This is a genomic window from Stappia stellulata DSM 5886 (genome assembly GCF_000423705.1).
Lineage (GTDB): Bacteria > Pseudomonadota > Alphaproteobacteria > Rhizobiales > Stappiaceae > Stappia > Stappia stellulata.
The window spans coordinates 1-17024 of sequence record NZ_AUIM01000015.1 but is presented as its reverse complement, the minus strand read 5'-3'; the positions used below and the strand labels follow the sequence as shown (position 1 = coordinate 17024).

General features: G+C 62.7%; 13 protein-coding genes and 1 tRNA gene. All 14 read left to right on the top strand.

What is annotated here, in order from left to right; genetic code table 11:
* On the top strand, positions 1-432 hold a 432-nt coding region (locus tag G572_RS0112230; RefSeq protein ID WP_029057584.1), incomplete at its 5' end, for an EF-Tu C-terminal domain-related protein.
* Between the two features lie 223 nt (positions 433-655).
* Positions 656-731, top strand: a tRNA-Trp gene (locus G572_RS0112225).
* Positions 732-835: 104 nt separating this feature from the next.
* Positions 836-1033 carry a preprotein translocase subunit SecE gene (gene secE, locus G572_RS0112220; protein WP_029058733.1) on the top strand — a complete coding sequence of 66 codons (198 nt, stop codon included), beginning with the start codon at positions 836-838 and terminating at the stop codon, positions 1031-1033.
* A gap of 35 nt (positions 1034-1068) precedes the next feature.
* Positions 1069-1599: a transcription termination/antitermination protein NusG gene (gene nusG, locus G572_RS0112215; RefSeq protein WP_029058732.1), complete on the top strand. Its 531-nt coding sequence runs from the start codon at positions 1069-1071 to the stop codon at positions 1597-1599.
* A 239-nt stretch (positions 1600-1838) separates the two neighbouring features.
* Positions 1839-2270, top strand: coding sequence for a 50S ribosomal protein L11 (gene rplK, locus G572_RS0112210; RefSeq protein WP_029058731.1), 432 nt, complete (start codon positions 1839-1841; stop codon positions 2268-2270).
* A 4-nt stretch (positions 2271-2274) separates the two neighbouring features.
* Positions 2275-2970, top strand: a complete 696-nt coding sequence (rplA, locus tag G572_RS0112205) for a 50S ribosomal protein L1 (RefSeq protein ID WP_029058730.1) — start codon at positions 2275-2277, stop codon at positions 2968-2970.
* A gap of 371 nt (positions 2971-3341) precedes the next feature.
* Entirely contained in the window at positions 3342-3860 is a 519-nt protein-coding gene (rplJ, locus tag G572_RS0112200; protein WP_029058729.1) for a 50S ribosomal protein L10, read from the top strand.
* Between the two features lie 60 nt (positions 3861-3920).
* A complete protein-coding gene (rplL, locus tag G572_RS0112195; protein ID WP_029058728.1) occupies positions 3921-4298 on the top strand; it encodes a 50S ribosomal protein L7/L12 in 378 nt (125 codons plus the stop codon).
* A 194-nt stretch (positions 4299-4492) separates the two neighbouring features.
* Complete coding sequence (gene rpoB / locus G572_RS0112190; protein WP_029058727.1) at positions 4493-8635, top strand: DNA-directed RNA polymerase subunit beta; 4143 nt, start codon at positions 4493-4495, stop codon at positions 8633-8635.
* Positions 8636-8735: 100 nt separating this feature from the next.
* Positions 8736-12935: a DNA-directed RNA polymerase subunit beta' gene (rpoC, locus tag G572_RS0112185; RefSeq protein ID WP_029058726.1), complete on the top strand. Its 4200-nt coding sequence runs from the start codon at positions 8736-8738 to the stop codon at positions 12933-12935.
* Between the two features lie 123 nt (positions 12936-13058).
* A complete protein-coding gene (locus tag G572_RS0112180) occupies positions 13059-13352 on the top strand; it encodes a hypothetical protein (RefSeq protein ID WP_029058725.1) in 294 nt (97 codons plus the stop codon).
* A 699-nt stretch (positions 13353-14051) separates the two neighbouring features.
* On the top strand, positions 14052-14522 hold the full coding sequence (gene rpsG / locus G572_RS0112175; protein WP_029058724.1) for a 30S ribosomal protein S7: 471 nt from the start codon (positions 14052-14054) through the stop codon (positions 14520-14522).
* 24 nt (positions 14523-14546) lie between these two features.
* On the top strand, positions 14547-16622 hold the full coding sequence (gene fusA / locus G572_RS0112170; RefSeq protein WP_029058723.1) for an elongation factor G: 2076 nt from the start codon (positions 14547-14549) through the stop codon (positions 16620-16622).
* Positions 16623-16671: 49 nt separating this feature from the next.
* Positions 16672-17024 (top strand): GTP-binding protein (locus G572_RS25495; RefSeq protein ID WP_156884588.1); only part of this gene is annotated, 353 nt, incomplete at its 3' end.

The following is a 17024-nucleotide window of genomic DNA, read 5'->3' as shown; positions in this document are numbered from 1 at the left end:
AAGAAGACGACGGTTACGGGCGTCGAGATGTTCCGCAAGCTGCTCGATCAGGGCCAGGCTGGCGACAACATCGGCGCGCTGATCCGCGGCATCGGTCGTGAAGACGTCGAGCGCGGTCAGGTTCTGTGCAAGCCGGGTTCGGTTACGCCGCACACGAAGTTCAATGCGGAAGCCTACATCCTGACGAAGGAAGAGGGCGGTCGTCACACGCCGTTCTTCACGAACTACCGTCCGCAGTTCTACTTCCGCACGACGGACGTTACGGGCGTTGTCGATCTTCCGGAAGGCACGGAAATGGTCATGCCGGGCGACAATGTGTCGGTCGTCGTGACGCTGATCGTGCCGATCGCGATGGAAGACGGACTTCGCTTCGCGATCCGCGAAGGCGGCCGCACGGTCGGTGCCGGCGTCGTCGCGTCGATCATCGAGTAATCCGCGAGACCCGCGGGACGGACCTTGTGTCCGCCCGCGGACCGCAGCGAGACGGAAAGGCGCCCTTTGGGGCGCCTTTTTTGCGTTTGAGGCCACGGCCGCGAACTTGTTGACGCCCGTGCGGCGGGCGCGAATTCGCGAAGGATGTGAATTAATTGGCGGCCGGGCCATTTCCCGCTTGAAGCGAGGACAAAACACCTCTAAGTCAGGCTTTGAAAGGTCTAGGGGTGTAGCTCAGCTGGTAGAGCATCGGTCTCCAAAACCGAGGGCCGGGGGTTCGAGTCCCTCCGCCCCTGCCACCTTTGCTCTTGATCGCGGGGCCGTTAGGCCTTAATTAGGGCTTTCGACCAAGGCGCGTGGATGACTCCGCGCGCCTGTGTGTCGTGAATAGACCGGCAGTTGAATGGCGAAATCGAATCCTTTCACGTTCATCCAACAGGTGCGGTCGGAAACGTCCAAAGTGACGTGGCCGACGCGTCGGGAAACCGCTGTGACGACCGTCATGGTCTTCATCATGGTTTTTCTCGCCGCCATCTTCTTTTTGCTGGCTGACTGGCTGATGGGCCAGGGTATCGGCTGGCTGCTGGGCGTCGCAAGCTAAGGGCTGCGTCCGGTTCACAATCGGCTTGAGGGATTATGGCCAAGCGTTGGTATATCGTCCACGCCTACTCGAATTTCGAGAAGAAGGTGGCGGATGCGATTCGGGAAAAGGCGGCGCAGCAGGGGCTTGAGGATCTCTTCGAAGAGATTCTCGTCCCGACCGAGAAGGTCGTCGAGGTGCGCCGCGGGCGCAAGGTCGATGCGGAGCGCAAGTTTTTCCCCGGCTATGTTCTGGTCAAGATGGAGATGACCAACGAGGCATTCCATCTGATCAAGAACACGCCCAAGGTGACGGGTTTCCTCGGCGCGGACCAGAAGCCGATGCCGATCGCGGATGCGGAGGCCATGCGTATCCTGCACCAGGTGCAGGAAGGTGTGGAGCGTCCGAAGCCGTCGATCAGCTTCGAGATCGGCGAGCAGGTGCGCGTGTCGGACGGGCCGTTCGCGTCGTTCTCGGGCCATGTGGAAGAAGTCGACGACGAGCGGGCCAGGCTCAAGGTCGCCGTCTCGATCTTCGGACGGGCAACCCCGGTCGAACTGGAATACGGACAAGTCGAAAAGCTCTGAGTCTTGCGGTCGCGTCTCCGGAAAATGTCCGGAGGGGTGGCTGTGGCCGGAGCCTTTCGGCATGAAGATCGGCCAAAAGGCCGGTTTTGCCGTCCGAAAGGGCGGTCAATCGGGGGCGCAAGCGGTGCCCCCGCTCCCTGGTGGGAGGTTTGAAGCGCATCGTTCGCCGGGCGTTTCGGCCGCACCACCTGACTTTCTGAGAACGCCGGCGGTGCCGGCAGCGCCAGTTGGAGAGTTGAATGGCGAAGAAAATCGAAGGTTACATCAAGCTGCAGGTGCCCGCCGGGTCCGCGACACCGTCGCCCCCGATCGGTCCTGCACTTGGTCAGCGCGGCCTCAACATCATGGAATTCTGCAAGGCGTTCAACGCGCAGACCCAGGATGTGGAGAAGGGCGCTCCGTGCCCGACCGTGATCACCTATTACTCCGACCGCTCTTTCACCTTCCAGGTGAAGACGGCCCCGGTCAGCTTCTTCCTGAAGAAGATGTCGGGCGTGAAGTCCGGGCACAAGACCCCGGGCAAGGGCGGATATGCCGGCAAGGTCACGCGTGACCAGGTTCGCGAAATCGCCCAGGCGAAAATGGCGGATCTGAACGCGACGGACATCGACGCAGCCATGCTGATGGTCGAAGGCTCCGCGCGGTCCATGGGTATCGAGGTCACGGAGTAAGACGATGGCGAAAGTTGGAAAGCGCATCAAGGCCGCCCGTGAGGGCGTCGATCGCAACAAGCTCTATCCGCTGACCGACGCGCTTGCGATGGTCAAGGAGCGCGCGAAGACGAAGTTCGACGAATCCGTCGAGATCGCCATCAACCTCGGTGTCGATCCGCGTCACGCCGACCAGATGGTCCGTGGCGTCTGCGTCCTGCCGAACGGCACGGGCAAGTCGGTTCGCGTCGCCGTGTTCGCCCGTGGCGACAAGGCTGACGAAGCCAAGGCGGCCGGTGCGGATGTCGTCGGTGCGGAAGAACTCGTGGCCGAAGTCCAGTCGGGCAAGATCGATTTCGATCGCTGCATCGCGACGCCGGACATGATGCCGCTGGTCGGCCGTCTCGGCAAGGTGCTCGGCCCGCGTGGCCTGATGCCGAACCCGAAGGTCGGAACGGTGACGCCGGACGTGAAGTCCGCTGTCAACGACGCCAAGGGCGGCGCCGTGCAGTTCCGCGTCGAGAAGGCGGGCATCGTTCATGCCGGCGTTGGCAAGACGTCGTTCGACGCCGACAAGCTGAGCGAGAACATCAAGGCGATCGTCGATGCGGTGGTGAAAGCCAAGCCGACGGGCGCCAAGGGCACCTACCTGAAGCGCGTGGCGATTTCGTCCACGATGGGCCCGGGCTTCAAGGTCGACGTGTCCAGCATCAGCGTGTGATGCGTCCGGCGCGGCCGCGTGCCGCGCCCGTTCCGAGGCCTGCTTCGGCAGGCGAGAGGGACACAGAATTCCGTCCGGCTCCGGCCGGGCGGATCGTTCGCCGGAAACGGCGGACGTCCTGTCCGAGACTGCAGGTGGGGTTTGCGAGGCGTGCCTCGGAAAACCGCTTAAGCCCAGGTGGGCCTGCATAGACGGGTGCGAACCGATCAACGCGGCCGTGTGTCGCCGGTTCGAACCGTTTGTCCTTGCCGTGCCGAAGGGTGCGCGAGGGGGCAGGATCCTCGGTGTTGTCCGCCGGAGGTTCCGCTTGGAACACGCCGACGGGCGGCAAAGACAAACCGGCGGCATTCGCCGCTATATGGAGTAGGCAAGTGGAAAGAACGGAGAAGCGCGAGTTCGTTGCGTCGTTCAACGAGGTGTTGAATGACACCGGCGTTGTCGTCGTTGCGCACTATGCCGGCCTTTCGGTTGCGGACATGACGGCCTTCCGGGCCCAGGTTCGCGAAGCCGGCGGCTCGGTCAAAGTCGCCAAGAACCGTCTTGTAAAGCTTGCCCTTCGAGGCACTGAGTTCGAGCACATCACCGACCTCTTCACCGGTCCGACCGTCGTTGCATATTCGCACGATCCGGTCGCAGCCGCGAAGGCGACGGTGGCATTCGCCAAGACCCACGAGAAGATGGTGGTTCTGGGCGGCGCACTGGGCTCGACGAACCTGGACGCGAACGGGGTGAAGGCGCTTGCCGACATGCCGTCGCTGGACGAGCTGCGGGCAAAGCTGGTGGGCATGGTTTCCACTCCCGCAACCCGTATCGCCCAGGTCGTCAACGCACCGGCCGGGCAGCTTGCCCGCGTCTTCGGCGCGTATGCCGAGAAGGACGAAGCCGCATAAGGCGGAAGACCAACACACTGTCGAAACCGAACACGGTTCGAACCACAGGAATGAACGAAAATGGCTGATCTCGAAAAGATCGTTGAAGACCTTTCCGCCCTCACCGTCATGGAAGCCGCAGAGCTTTCCAAGATGCTGGAAGAGAAGTGGGGCGTTTCCGCCGCAGCTCCGGTGGCCGCTGTTGCCGCAGCCGGTGGTGGCGCAGCCGCCGCCGCGGAAGAAGAGCAGACCGAGTTCGACGTGATCCTCGCCGATGCCGGCGCCAAGAAGATCAACGTCATCAAGGAAGTCCGTGCGATCACGGGTCTTGGCCTCAAGGAAGCCAAGGACCTGGTCGAGGGCGCTCCGAAGCCGGTCAAGGAAGGCGTGGCCAAGGACGAGGCAGAAGAGCTGAAGAAGAAGCTCGAGGAAGCCGGCGCCAAGGTCGAGCTGAAGTAATCGGGGCTTGTCCCTTGCGGTCCCGGCCTTGTGCCGGGACCGTCGTACCGACCCCGGCGGGAAATCCTGTCCGGGGTATCCGTCCCTAAGAAGGGAGGGTTCTCCGAAGGGCCGTATACATGCCGCCGGCATGTCGCGGTTAGGCCGGGATCGGCTTTTCGGAGAGCCGTATCAGATCGAAACGAGGAGCGACAATGGCGCACACGTTCAACGGTCGCAAGCGGGTCCGTAAGGTCTATGGATCGATCCGCGAAGTCGCCGCGATGCCCAATCTCATCGAGGTCCAGAAAGCGTCTTACGACCAGTTCCTGCAGGTCGACAAGCCGGATTCCGGACGTTTTGAAGAGGGATTGGAGGCGGTGTTCAAGTCCGTCTTTCCGATTTCCGATTTTGCCGGGACCGCGCTCCTCGAGTTCGTGAGCTACGAGTTCGAGCAGCCGAAGTACGACGTCGAGGAGTGCCGCCAGCGCGGCATGACCTTCGCCGCGCCGCTCAAGGTGACCCTGCGCCTGATCGTGTTCGATGTCGACGAGGACACCGGCGCGAAGTCCGTCAAGGACATCAAGGAGCAGGACGTCTACATGGGCGACATGCCCTTCATGACGGACAACGGCACCTTTGTCGTCAACGGCACCGAACGCGTGATCGTTTCGCAGATGCACCGCTCTCCGGGCGTGTTCTTCGATCACGACAAGGGCAAGACCCATTCGTCCGGCAAGCTGCTCTTCGCCGCGCGCATCATTCCTTATCGCGGGTCGTGGCTCGACATCGAGTTCGACGCGAAGGACATCGTGCACGCGCGCATCGACCGCCGCCGCAAGATCCCGGTCACGTCGCTGCTCAAGGCCCTCGGCCTCGACGGCGAGGAGATCCTCAACACCTTCTACCGCCGCATCGACTACACGCGTGCGGGTGAGGGCAGCTGGAAGGTTGCGTTCGACGGCGACCGCCTGAAGGGCACCAAGGCCGCCTTCGACCTGATCGATGCCGACAGCGGCGAGGTCGTTGTGGAGGCGGGTCGCAAGATCACCGCCCGCACGATCCGTCAGCTTTCCGACAAGGGCGTCACCGCGCTCAAGGTCGTCGACGAAGACCTGCACGGCCATTACCTCGCAGAGGACATGGTCGACCCGTCCTCGGGCGAGGTCTATGCGGAAGCCGGCGACGAGATCAACGAGAAGGTCCTCGCCGACCTGATCGAGCAGGGCTACGACGAGCTCTCGATCCTCGACATCGACCACGTGACCACCGGCGGCTACATCCGCAACACGCTGGCCGTCGACAAGAACGAGAGCCGCGAGGATGCGCTCTTCGACATCTACCGCGTGATGCGCCCGGGCGAGCCGCCCACGATCGAGACGGCCGAGGCGATGTTCTCCTCGCTGTTCTTCGACAGCGAGCGTTACGACCTGTCGGCCGTCGGTCGCGTGAAGATGAACATGCGCCTCGACCTGCAGTGCGAGGACACGGTGCGCACGCTGCGCAAGGAAGACATCCTTGCCGTGATCACCCTGTTGCTCGACCTGCGTGACGGGCGCGGCGAGATCGACGACATCGACAACCTCGGCAACCGCCGGGTGCGCTCGGTCGGCGAGCTGATGGAAAACCAGTACCGCGTCGGTCTGTTGCGCATGGAGCGCGCCATCAAGGAGCGCATGTCCTCCGTCGAGATCGACACGGTCATGCCGCAGGATCTGATCAACGCCAAGCCGGCGGCCGCCGCCGTGCGCGAATTCTTCGGCTCCTCGCAGCTGTCGCAGTTCATGGATCAGACCAATCCGCTGTCGGAAGTCACCCACAAGCGTCGCCTCTCGGCGCTCGGGCCCGGCGGCCTGACGCGTGAGCGCGCGGGCTTCGAGGTCCGTGACGTTCATCCGACGCACTATGGCCGCATCTGTCCGATCGAGACGCCGGAAGGCCCGAACATCGGCCTGATCAACTCACTGGCGACCTTCGCGCGCATCAACAAGTACGGCTTTATCGAAAGCCCGTACCGCAAGGTGAAGGAAGGCCAGGTCACGGCCGAGACCGTCTATCTGTCGGCGATGGAAGAGGCGAAGTATCATATCGCCCAGGCCAACGCCGTGCTTGACGACGACGGCCGCTTTGCAAACGACCTGATCACCTGCCGTCACGCGGGTGAGAACATGCTGCTGCCGCCCGAGCGGGTGGAGTTCATGGATGTGTCGCCGAAGCAGCTGGTTTCGGTTGCGGCATCGCTCATTCCGTTCCTGGAAAACGATGACGCCAACCGCGCGCTGATGGGCTCGAACATGATGCGTCAGGCCGTGCCGCTGGTGCGCGCCGAGGCGCCGTTCGTCGGCACCGGCATGGAGCCGGTGGTGGCACGCGATTCCGGTGCGGCCATCGCCGCCCGGCGGACGGGTGTCGTCGACCAGGTCGACGCGACCCGTATCGTCATCCGCGCCACGGAAGACAACGACCCGTCGAAGTCCGGCGTCGACATCTACCAGCTGATGAAGTTCCAGCGCTCGAACCAGAACACCTGCATCAACCAGCGTCCGCTGGTGCGTGTGGGCGACGTCATTTCCAAGGGCGACATCATCGCGGACGGTCCCTCGACCGACCTCGGCGATCTCGCGCTCGGCCGCAACGTGCGCGTCGCGTTCATGCCCTGGAACGGCTACAACTTCGAGGATTCCATCCTGCTGTCGGAGCGCATCGTGCGCGATGACGTGTTCACCTCCATTCACATCGAGGAATTCGAAGTGATGGCGCGTGACACGAAGCTCGGGCCGGAAGAAATCACGCGCGACATTCCGAACGTGTCGGAAGAAGCGCTGAAGAACCTCGACGAGGCCGGCATCGTCTATATCGGCGCCGAGCTGAAGCCGGGCGACATCCTGGTCGGCAAGATCACGCCGAAGGGCGAAAGCCCGATGACGCCGGAGGAAAAGCTCCTGCGCGCCATCTTCGGCGAGAAGGCCTCCGACGTTCGCGATACCTCGCTTCGCATCCCGCCGGGCGTGACCGGTACGGTCGTGGAAGTGCGCGTCTTCAACCGCCACGGTGTGGAGAAGGACGAGCGCGCGATGGCGATCGAGCGCGAGGAAATCGAACGCCTCGCCAAGGACCGCGATGACGAGCAGGCGATCCTGGACCGCAACGTCTACGGGCGTCTGGCCGAGATGCTTCTCGGCAAGATGGCCGTTGCCGGACCGAAGCAGTTCAAGAAGAACACCGAAGTCACCGGTGACGTCCTGAACGAGTACCCGCGGTCGCAGTGGTGGCAAATCGCCGTCGAGGACGAAAAGCTGATGAGCGAAGTGGAAGCGCTTCGCGGTCAGTACGACGAAAGCCGCAAGCGCCTCGAACAGCGTTTCATCGACAAGGTGGAAAAGCTGCAGCGCGGCGACGAGCTTCCGCCGGGCGTCATGAAGATGGTCAAGGTCTTCGTCGCGGTGAAGCGCAAGATCCAGCCGGGCGACAAGATGGCCGGCCGTCACGGCAACAAGGGTGTCGTGTCCAAGATCAACCCGATCGAGGACATGCCGTTCCTGGACAATGGCGACTATGTCGACATCGTGCTGAACCCGCTCGGCGTGCCGAGCCGGATGAACGTCGGCCAGATCCTGGAGACCCATCTGGGCTGGGCCTGTGCGGGCATGGGCATGAAGATCGGCGAGCTCTACGAGGAGTACAAGCGCTCCGGCAAGATCGACGCGCTGCGCAGCGAGATCGTCGAGGTCTTCAGCGACACCACGAAGAGCGAGCCGGTGGCCGACTACGACGAGGAGTCGCTGCTGCGGCTTGCCGACCAGCTCAAGACGGGCGTCCCGATCGCCACGCCGGTGTTCGACGGTGCGCGCGAGCCGGATATCGTCACGATGCTGGAGCAGGCCCGCTACAACGGGTCGGGTCAGTCGACCCTCTTCGACGGGCGGACCGGCGAGCAGTTCGACCGTCAGGTGACCGTGGGCTACATCTACATGCTGAAGCTCCACCACCTGGTCGACGACAAGATCCACGCCCGTTCGATCGGCCCGTACTCGCTGGTCACGCAGCAGCCGCTCGGCGGCAAGGCCCAGTTCGGCGGCCAGCGGTTCGGCGAGATGGAGGTCTGGGCTCTGGAAGCCTACGGTGCAGCCTATACCCTGCAGGAAATGCTGACTGTGAAGTCGGATGACGTTGCCGGGCGTACCAAGGTCTATGAGGCGATCGTCCGCGGTGACGATACCTTCGAGGCCGGCATCCCGGAGAGCTTCAACGTGCTTGTGAAGGAAATGCGCTCCCTCGGCCTCAATGTGGAGCTGAAGGACGAAAAATTGCCCCTGACGGATGACTCGGGGGTTCCGGCGGTCGACGCCGCGGAGTGATCCGCGCCGATGATTGACGCTGATACACGTTGACGTATTGCCGGAAAGGGGAGCGGGGCCGTTGTGCCGCTCCCCATCCGCGCATTCGAGGAGAGAGCCCATGAATCATGAGGTCATGAACCTGTTTAATCAGCAGGCTCCCGTGCAGACCTTTGATCACATCAAGATTTCGATCGCGAGCCCGGAGAAGATCCTGTCGTGGTCGTTTGGTGAGATCAAGAAGCCCGAAACGATCAACTACCGGACTTTCAAGCCCGAGCGCGACGGCTTGTTCTGCGCACGCGTGTTCGGTCCGATCAAGGATTACGAGTGCTTGTGCGGCAAGTACAAGCGCATGAAGTACAAGGGCGTGATCTGCGAGAAGTGCAGCGTCGAAGTAACGTTGTCGCGGGTTCGTCGCGAGCGGATGGGCCACATCGAGCTCGCCGCTCCGGTCGCGCACATCTGGTTCCTGAAGTCGCTGCCCTCGCGTATCGGCCTTCTGCTCGACATGACGCTGAAGGACCTCGAGCGGGTTCTGTACTTCGAATATTACGTGGTGCTCGAGCCGGGCCTGACGCCGCTGAAGCCGAACCAGCTTCTGTCGGAAGAAGACTATGTTCGCGCCCAGGACGAATACGGCGAAGATGCCTTCACCGCGATGATCGGCGCCGAGGCGATCCGCGAGATGCTGATGTCGCTCGACCTGGAGAAGGAGCGCGACCACATCCGCAAGGAGATCTCCGAGGCGACGACCGAGCTGAAGCCGAAGAAGCTCGCCAAGCGTCTGAAGGTCGTGGAAGCGTTCATCGAATCCGGCAACCGCCCGGAGTGGATGATCCTCACCGTCGTTCCCGTGATCCCGCCGGACCTGCGTCCGCTGGTCCCGCTCGATGGCGGCCGTTTCGCCACGTCCGACCTCAACGACCTGTACCGCCGCGTCATCAACCGCAACAACCGTTTGCGGCGCCTGATGGAACTGCGTGCGCCCGACATCATCATCCGTAACGAAAAGCGGATGCTGCAGGAATCGGTCGACGCCCTGTTCGACAACGGCCGTCGTGGCCGCGTCATCACGGGCGCCAACAAGCGTCCGCTGAAGTCGCTGTCGGACATGCTCAAGGGCAAGCAGGGCCGGTTCCGCCAGAACCTGCTCGGCAAGCGCGTCGACTATTCGGGTCGTTCGGTCATCACCGTGGGGCCGGAACTCAAGCTGCACCAGTGCGGCCTGCCGAAGAAGATGGCGCTCGAGCTGTTCAAGCCGTTCATCTACTCGCGCCTCGACGCCAAGGGCTTCTCCTCCACGGTGAAGCAGGCGAAGAAGCTCGTGGAGAAGGAGCGTCCGGAGGTCTGGGACATCCTCGACGAGGTGATCCGCGAGCACCCGGTTCTCCTGAACCGTGCGCCGACGCTTCACCGTCTCGGCATCCAGGCGTTCGAACCGACCCTGATCGAGGGCAAGGCGATCCAGCTGCATCCGCTCGTCTGCGCGGCGTTCAACGCCGACTTCGACGGTGACCAGATGGCCGTTCACGTGCCGCTGTCGCTGGAAGCCCAGCTCGAAGCGCGCACGCTGATGATGTCGACGAACAACATCCTGCATCCGGCGAACGGGTCTCCGATCATCGTGCCGTCGCAGGACATCGTGCTCGGGCTGTATTACCTGTCTCTCATCGCCGACGGCGAGCCGGGCGAGGGGATGGTGTTCGGCAACATCGGTGAGCTGCACCATGCGCTGGAAACCGGCGCCGTGACGCTGCACGCCAAGATCAAGGGCCGGGTCCACACGGTCGAGGCCGACGGGACACCCGTCACCCGGATCATCGAGACGACGCCGGGCCGGATGCTGATCGGCGAACTGCTGCCCAAGCACCACGAAGTTCCCTACGACGTATGCAACAAGCTGATGACCAAAAAGGACGTCAGCCGCATGATCGACGCCGTCTACCGCGCCTGCGGGCAGAAGGAGACGGTCATCTTCTGCGACCGGATCATGGGCCTGGGCTTCAACCACGCCTGCCGCGCCGGTATTTCCTTCGGCAAGGACGACATGGTGATCCCGTCGTCCAAGGCCGGGCTGGTCGATCAGACGGCGTCGCTCGTCAAGGAATACGAGCAGCAGTACAACGATGGCCTGATCACCCAGGGCGAGAAGTACAACAAGGTCGTCGATGCCTGGGCGAAGTGCACGGATCGCGTCGCCGACGAGATGATGAAGCGGATTCAGTCCGTGGAGCACGACGAGGAAACCGGCCGGCAGAAGCAGATCAACTCGATCTACATGATGTCGCACTCCGGTGCCCGTGGCAGCCCCGCGCAGATGAAGCAGCTTGCCGGCATGCGTGGCCTCATGGCCAAGCCGTCGGGCGAGATCATCGAGACGCCGATCATCTCGAACTTCAAGGAAGGCCTGTCGGTGCTGGAGTACTTCAACTCCACGCACGGTGCACGTAAGGGTCTGGCCGATACGGCGCTGAAGACGGCCAACTCCGGTTACCTGACCCGTCGTCTCGTCGACGTGGCGCAGGACAGCATCATCCTCGAGGATGACTGCGGATCGGAGAACGGCATCACGATCCAGGCGATCGTCGACGCCGGCCAGGTCATCGCGTCGCTCGGCCATCGCGTTCTCGGCCGTACGGCGGCGGAAGACGTGGTCAACCACGCCACTGGCGAGGTCATCGTTCCGCGCGGCACCCTGATCGAGGAGAAGGACGTCGAGGCCATCGAGGCGGCAAACGTCCAGATGATCAAGATCCGCTCCGTTCTGACCTGTTCCACCAAGCGCGGCGTCTGCGCGACCTGTTACGGTCGTGACCTCGCCCGCGGAACGCCGGTCAACATGGGCGAGGCGGTCGGCGTCATCGCGGCGCAGTCGATCGGCGAGCCGGGCACCCAGCTGACCATGCGTACGTTCCACATTGGCGGAACGGCGCAGGTTGTGGACCAGTCGTTCATCGAGTCCAACTTCGAAGGCACGGTGACGATCCGCAATCGCAACCTGGCGCGCGATTCCGACGGCAACCTGATTGCCATGGCCCGCAACATGGCCGTGGTGATCATCGATGCCGACGAGAACGAGCGCGCCGTTCACCGCGTCGCATACGGCTCGAAGCTGCATGTCGACGAGGGCGATGCGGTCACGCGCGGCCAGCGGATCGCGGAGTGGGATCCCTATACCCGCCCGATCCTCACCGAGGTCGATGGTGTGGTCGATTCCGAGGATCTCGTCGAAGGCGTCTCCGTGCAGGAGACGACGGACGAGGCGACCGGCATCACCAAGCGTGTCGTCATGGACTGGCGCACGTCCCAGCGCGGCAACGACCTGAAGCCGGCCCTCGTGGTCAAGGCGGCCGACGGCACGATCAACAAGCTGCCGCGCGGCGGCGACGCACGGTCGCTGCTGTCGGTGGATGCGATCCTGTCGGTGCAGATCGGTGCCGAGGTCAAGGCCGGCGACGTGCTTGCACGTATCCCGCTGGAAAGCGCCAAGACCAAGGACATCACCGGCGGTCTGCCGCGTGTGGCGGAGCTGTTCGAGGCCCGTCGTCCGAAGGACCATGCCATCATCGCCGAGGTCGATGGCACGATCCGCTTCGGGCGCGATTACAAGAACAAGCGCCGGATCATCATCGAACCGCACGAGGAAGGTGCGGAGCCGGTGGAGTATCTCATTCCGAAGGGGAAACACTTCCACCTGCAGGAAGGCGATACGATCGAGAAGGGCGAGTACCTGCTCGACGGCAATCCTGCGCCGCACGACATCCTGGCGATCCGGGGCGTTGAGGCGCTGGCTGCCTATCTGGTCAACGAGATCCAGGAGGTCTATCGCCTCCAGGGCGTGGTGATCAACGACAAGCACATCGAGGTGATCGTTCGCCAGATGTTGCAGAAGGTCGAGATCACCGATGCCGGCGACACCGAGCTGCTCAACGGCGAGCAGGTCGATCGTCTGGAACTCGACGAGATCAACGAGCGGACCATCGACGACGCTCGGGCACCCGCCAGCGGTGTCCCGGTTCTCTTGGGTATCACCAAGGCGAGCCTGCAGACGCGTTCGTTCATCTCGGCGGCGTCCTTCCAGGAGACCACGCGCGTCCTTACCGAAGCCGCAGTCAACGGCAAGGAAGATTCGCTCGAGGGCCTCAAGGAAAACGTCATCGTCGGACGTCTCATCCCGGCCGGTACGGGCGGCATGATGACCCGCATCCGCCAGGTGGCGCAGCATCGCGACGACCTGATCCTCGATGCCCGCAAGGCGGCGTCGACGGCACCTCAGGCAGATACGATGCTGGAAGACCTGAGCGGCGTCACCGAATAGGCGGCGCATTGCGAAAACCGATTGAAAGGGCCGCCATCGTGCGGCCCTTTCTGTTTGTCACGGCAGACTGGTCCGACCGCCAACGCGATCCGGTCGGGCCTCCTTTGCGGGGAAGGAAACAGCATGAGCGAGAGCCATTCGGAATCGGCGCCGCCGGTCTACATCATCATGGGGCGGGCGCGCGAGGGCGGGGTCGGCACGCCGGAAGCCGATATTCCCGTCAACATCCTGTTGCGGGCGCCGGACGAGGACAGCGCCGTGCGCGCGGCGCTCAACGCGCTTGCCTCGCAAGGCTTCGTCGAGGCGGACCTCGACCAGATCGGGATCATTCTGGAGGAGCCGGACGATCCGACCTTCGAAAGCGCCTATGCCGATGCGATGGGGGGGGAGGTGGCGGTGATCGCCTACCGCGAATAGACATGCCGGCACACAGAATCGAGCGGGGACAGAATCGAATCCCGTTGCGGCGCTATTCTTAAGAATCCGTGTCGACCGCGCCGGCCGAATCCGCATTCCGGCGCCGGTGTCGTGGCCGGACCCGCATGGCAGATCCCGCCGCTTCACCCAGAGTCGTTTTCCTTTTTGCCGAACAACCGGAAATATTTGCAAATATTGCGAATGAAGCGGATCCGGCGACATGAATCATCGATATTCGCGGTCTGGCGGAGGGCGGCGGAAGGCCAGTGAAATTCTTGAAAGGCGCACTTGACGGAGGGCGGGTCCGACTGTAGTTTCCGCCCATCCCGAAGGCAGGCGGTAAACACTTGTCGGTCCCGGCGCGCCAAGCACCGGACCCAGAAGAGTTTAAACGGTGCCGGGATTACGAGGCGAAAAAATATCGTACGCATGACCGCTGTAACGGTGGTCCTCTCGATTGGCGGCGCCTTTCCCGTTTGCGGGAACAGGTGCGATTCCGCATGTCATGCGGAGCCAGGGCCGGCATGTGCCGCGCCGCCGCTACGCCAGCATCCGACAGGGTCGGATGAGCACAGGTTCTGCGTGTCTGTTTTCAGGCATGCCAGGTTAGTCAGGATGGCTCGAAGACGGGTCATCGGTAAGCGCAAAAAGGCCAGCCCCGGGTTGGTACTTTGGGAAGTCAAGGTCTGAGGATCTGCTATGTCACGCCGTCACAGGGCTGAGAAGCGCGAAATCATCCCCGATCCGAAGTTCGGGGACGTGGTCGTCACCAAGTTCATGAATTCCATCATGTATCATGGAAAGAAGTCGGCCGCCGAAGGCATCGTTTACGGTGCATTCGACATCATCGAAGGCAAGGTTCGCCAGAACCCGGTCGAAGTGTTCCACGCCGCGCTCGACAATGTCATGCCGCAGGTTGAGGTTCGCTCGCGCCGTGTTGGCGGTGCCACCTACCAGGTTCCGGTGGAAGTCCGGGTCGACCGCCGTCAGGCGCTGGCGATCCGTTGGCTGATCGCCGCGGCCCGCAACCGCAACGAGACGACCATGGTCGATCGCTTGTCGGGCGAGCTGCTGGACGCCGCGAACAGCCGCGGTTCCGCCGTCAAGAAGCGTGAAGACACGCACCGGATGGCAGAAGCCAACCGCGCGTTCTCGCACTACCGCTGGTAATCGGACGTTCAAGAGGCTGGCATTATGTCGCGCACGCACAAGATCGAAGACTACCGCAATTTCGGGATCATGGCCCACATCGACGCGGGCAAGACCACGACGACCGAGCGGATTCTGTTTTACACCGGCAAGAGCCACAAGATCGGCGAAGTCCATGACGGCGCCGCCACGATGGACTGGATGGAGCAGGAGCAGGAGCGCGGCATCACGATTACGTCGGCTGCCACCACTGCCTTCTGGAACGAGAAGCGCCTGAACATCATCGACACGCCGGGTCACGTCGACTTCACGATTGAAGTCGAGCGCTCGCTGCGTGTTCTCGATGGCGCGGTTGCGCTTCTCGACGCCAACGCCGGTGTCGAGCCGCAGACCGAAACGGTCTGGCGTCAGGCGGACAAGTATCATGTCCCGCGCATGATCTTCGTCAACAAGATGGACAAGCTCGGCGCGGACTTCTTCCGTTGCGTCGACATGATCAAGAAGCGCCTCGGCGCGACCCCGCTGGTGTATCAAATTCCGGTGGGTGCCGAGAGCGAGTTCGCCGGTCTCGTGGACCTTCTGAAGATGAAGGCCCTCATCTGGCGTGACGAGTCGCTCGGCGCGCAGTGGGATGAAGTCGATATCCCGGCTGATCTCGTCGATCAGGCCACCGAGTATCGCGAGCTGCTGATCGAGACTGCCGTCGAGGCCGACGAGGCCGCGATGGAAGCCTATCTCGAAGGCAAGGAGCCTTCGGTGGAAGAGCTGAAGGTCCTGATCCGCAAGGGCACGATCAACAACGACTTCGTGCCGGTTCTTTGCGGGTCCGCGTTCAAGAACAAGGGCGTCCAGCCGCTTCTCGACGCTGTCGTCGACTTCCTGCCGAGCCCGGTCGAAGTGCCGGACATCAAGGGCATCGACGCCAAGACGGAAGAAGAGATTGCGCGCAAGTCGAGCGACGAATCCCCGCTCGCCATGCTCGCCTTCAAGATCGCCAACGATCCGTTCGTCGGTTCGCTGACCTTCTGCCGCATCTACTCGGGCGTTCTCAACAAGGGCTCGTCCCTGCTGAACACGGTCAAGGGCAAGCGCGAGCGCATCGGTCGCATGATGCAGATGCACTCGAACTCCCGCGAAGACATCGAAGTCGCCTATGCAGGTGATATCGTTGCCGTCGCCGGCCTGAAGGACACGACCACGGGCGACACCCTGTGCGACGCCAACAGTGCCGTCATCCTCGAGCGCATGGAATTCCCCGACCCGGTCATCGAGATCGCGGTCGAGCCGAAGACCAAGAGCGACCAGGAGAAGATGGGTCTGGCTCTCAACCGTCTCGCGGCCGAGGATCCGTCCTTCCGCGTCAAGACGGACGAGGAAAGCGGCCAGACAATCATCGCCGGCATGGGCGAGCTTCATCTCGACATTCTCGTCGATCGCATGAAGCGCGAGTTCAAGGTCGAAGCCAACATCGGCGCGCCGCAGGTTGCCTACCGCGAGACGATCACGCGGGAAGCCGAAGTCGATTACACGCACAAGAAGCAGACGGGCGGCTCCGGCCAGTTCGCGCGCATCAAGATCGTGATCGAGCCGAACGAGCCGGGCGAAGGGTTCTCCTTCGAGAGCACCATCGTCGGCGGTTCTGTTCCGCGGGAGTACATCCCGGGCGTCCAGAAGGGCATCGAAAGCGTGATGACTTCGGGTCCGATCGCCGGTTTCCCGATGGTCGACATCAAGGCGAAGCTGATCGACGGTGCATACCACGACGTCGACTCCAGCGTGCTCGCCTTCGAAATTGCCGGTCGTGCCGGCTTCCGCGAGGCCATCGCCAAGGGCAATCCCAAGCTCCTGGAACCGGTCATGAAAGTCGAGGTTGTCACTCCCGAGGACTACATGGGTGACGTGATCGGCGATCTGAACTCGCGTCGGGGCCAGATTACCGGCACCGAGAACCGGGGCGTCGTGACCGTGGTGAATGCCATGGTGCCGCTCGCAAACATGTTCGGATATGTGAACAACCTGCGCTCTATGTCTCAGGGACGTGCACAGTATTCGATGGTGTTCGATCACTACGAACAAGTTCCGCAGGCCGTCGCGCAGGAAGTTCAGGCGAAATTCGCCTGATCGCTGTCAACGCCACATCATTTTAAGAACGAAGGTACGGAGAAATCCGATGGCGAAAGCAAAGTTTGAGCGGACGAAGCCGCACGTGAACATTGGCACGATCGGCCACGTCGACCATGGCAAGACGACGCTTACAGCGGCGATCACGAAACAGTTCGGCGACTTCAAGGCGTATGACGAGATCGACGGCGCGCCGGAAGAGCGTGCGCGCGGCATCACGATCTCGACGGCGCACGTGGAGTACGAGACGGAAAACCGTCACTACGCCCACGTCGATTGCCCGGGCCACGCCGACTACGTGAAGAACATGATCACGGGTGCGGCGCAGATGGACGGCGCGATCCTGGTGTGTTCGGCGGCCGACGGCCCGATGCCGCAGACCCGCGAGCACATCCTGCTTGC

Bases quoted from the DNA above. Each gene is read 5' to 3' on its own strand.
- rplK (WP_029058731.1), top strand. From the start codon at position 1,839: ATGGCGAAGAAAATCGAAGGTTACATCAAGCTGCAGGTGCCCGCCGGG.
- rpoC (WP_029058726.1), top strand. From the start codon at position 8,736: ATGAATCATGAGGTCATGAACCTGTTTAATCAGCAGGCTCCCGTGCAG.
- rplL (WP_029058728.1), top strand. From the start codon at position 3,921: ATGGCTGATCTCGAAAAGATCGTTGAAGACCTTTCCGCCCTCACCGTC.
- rplA (WP_029058730.1), top strand. From the start codon at position 2,275: ATGGCGAAAGTTGGAAAGCGCATCAAGGCCGCCCGTGAGGGCGTCGAT.
- G572_RS0112180 (WP_029058725.1), top strand. From the start codon at position 13,059: ATGAGCGAGAGCCATTCGGAATCGGCGCCGCCGGTCTACATCATCATG.
- fusA (WP_029058723.1), top strand. From the start codon at position 14,547: ATGTCGCGCACGCACAAGATCGAAGACTACCGCAATTTCGGGATCATG.
- secE (WP_029058733.1), top strand. From the start codon at position 836: ATGGCGAAATCGAATCCTTTCACGTTCATCCAACAGGTGCGGTCGGAA.
- rpsG (WP_029058724.1), top strand. From the start codon at position 14,052: ATGTCACGCCGTCACAGGGCTGAGAAGCGCGAAATCATCCCCGATCCG.
- rpoB (WP_029058727.1), top strand. From the start codon at position 4,493: ATGGCGCACACGTTCAACGGTCGCAAGCGGGTCCGTAAGGTCTATGGA.
- nusG (WP_029058732.1), top strand. From the start codon at position 1,069: ATGGCCAAGCGTTGGTATATCGTCCACGCCTACTCGAATTTCGAGAAG.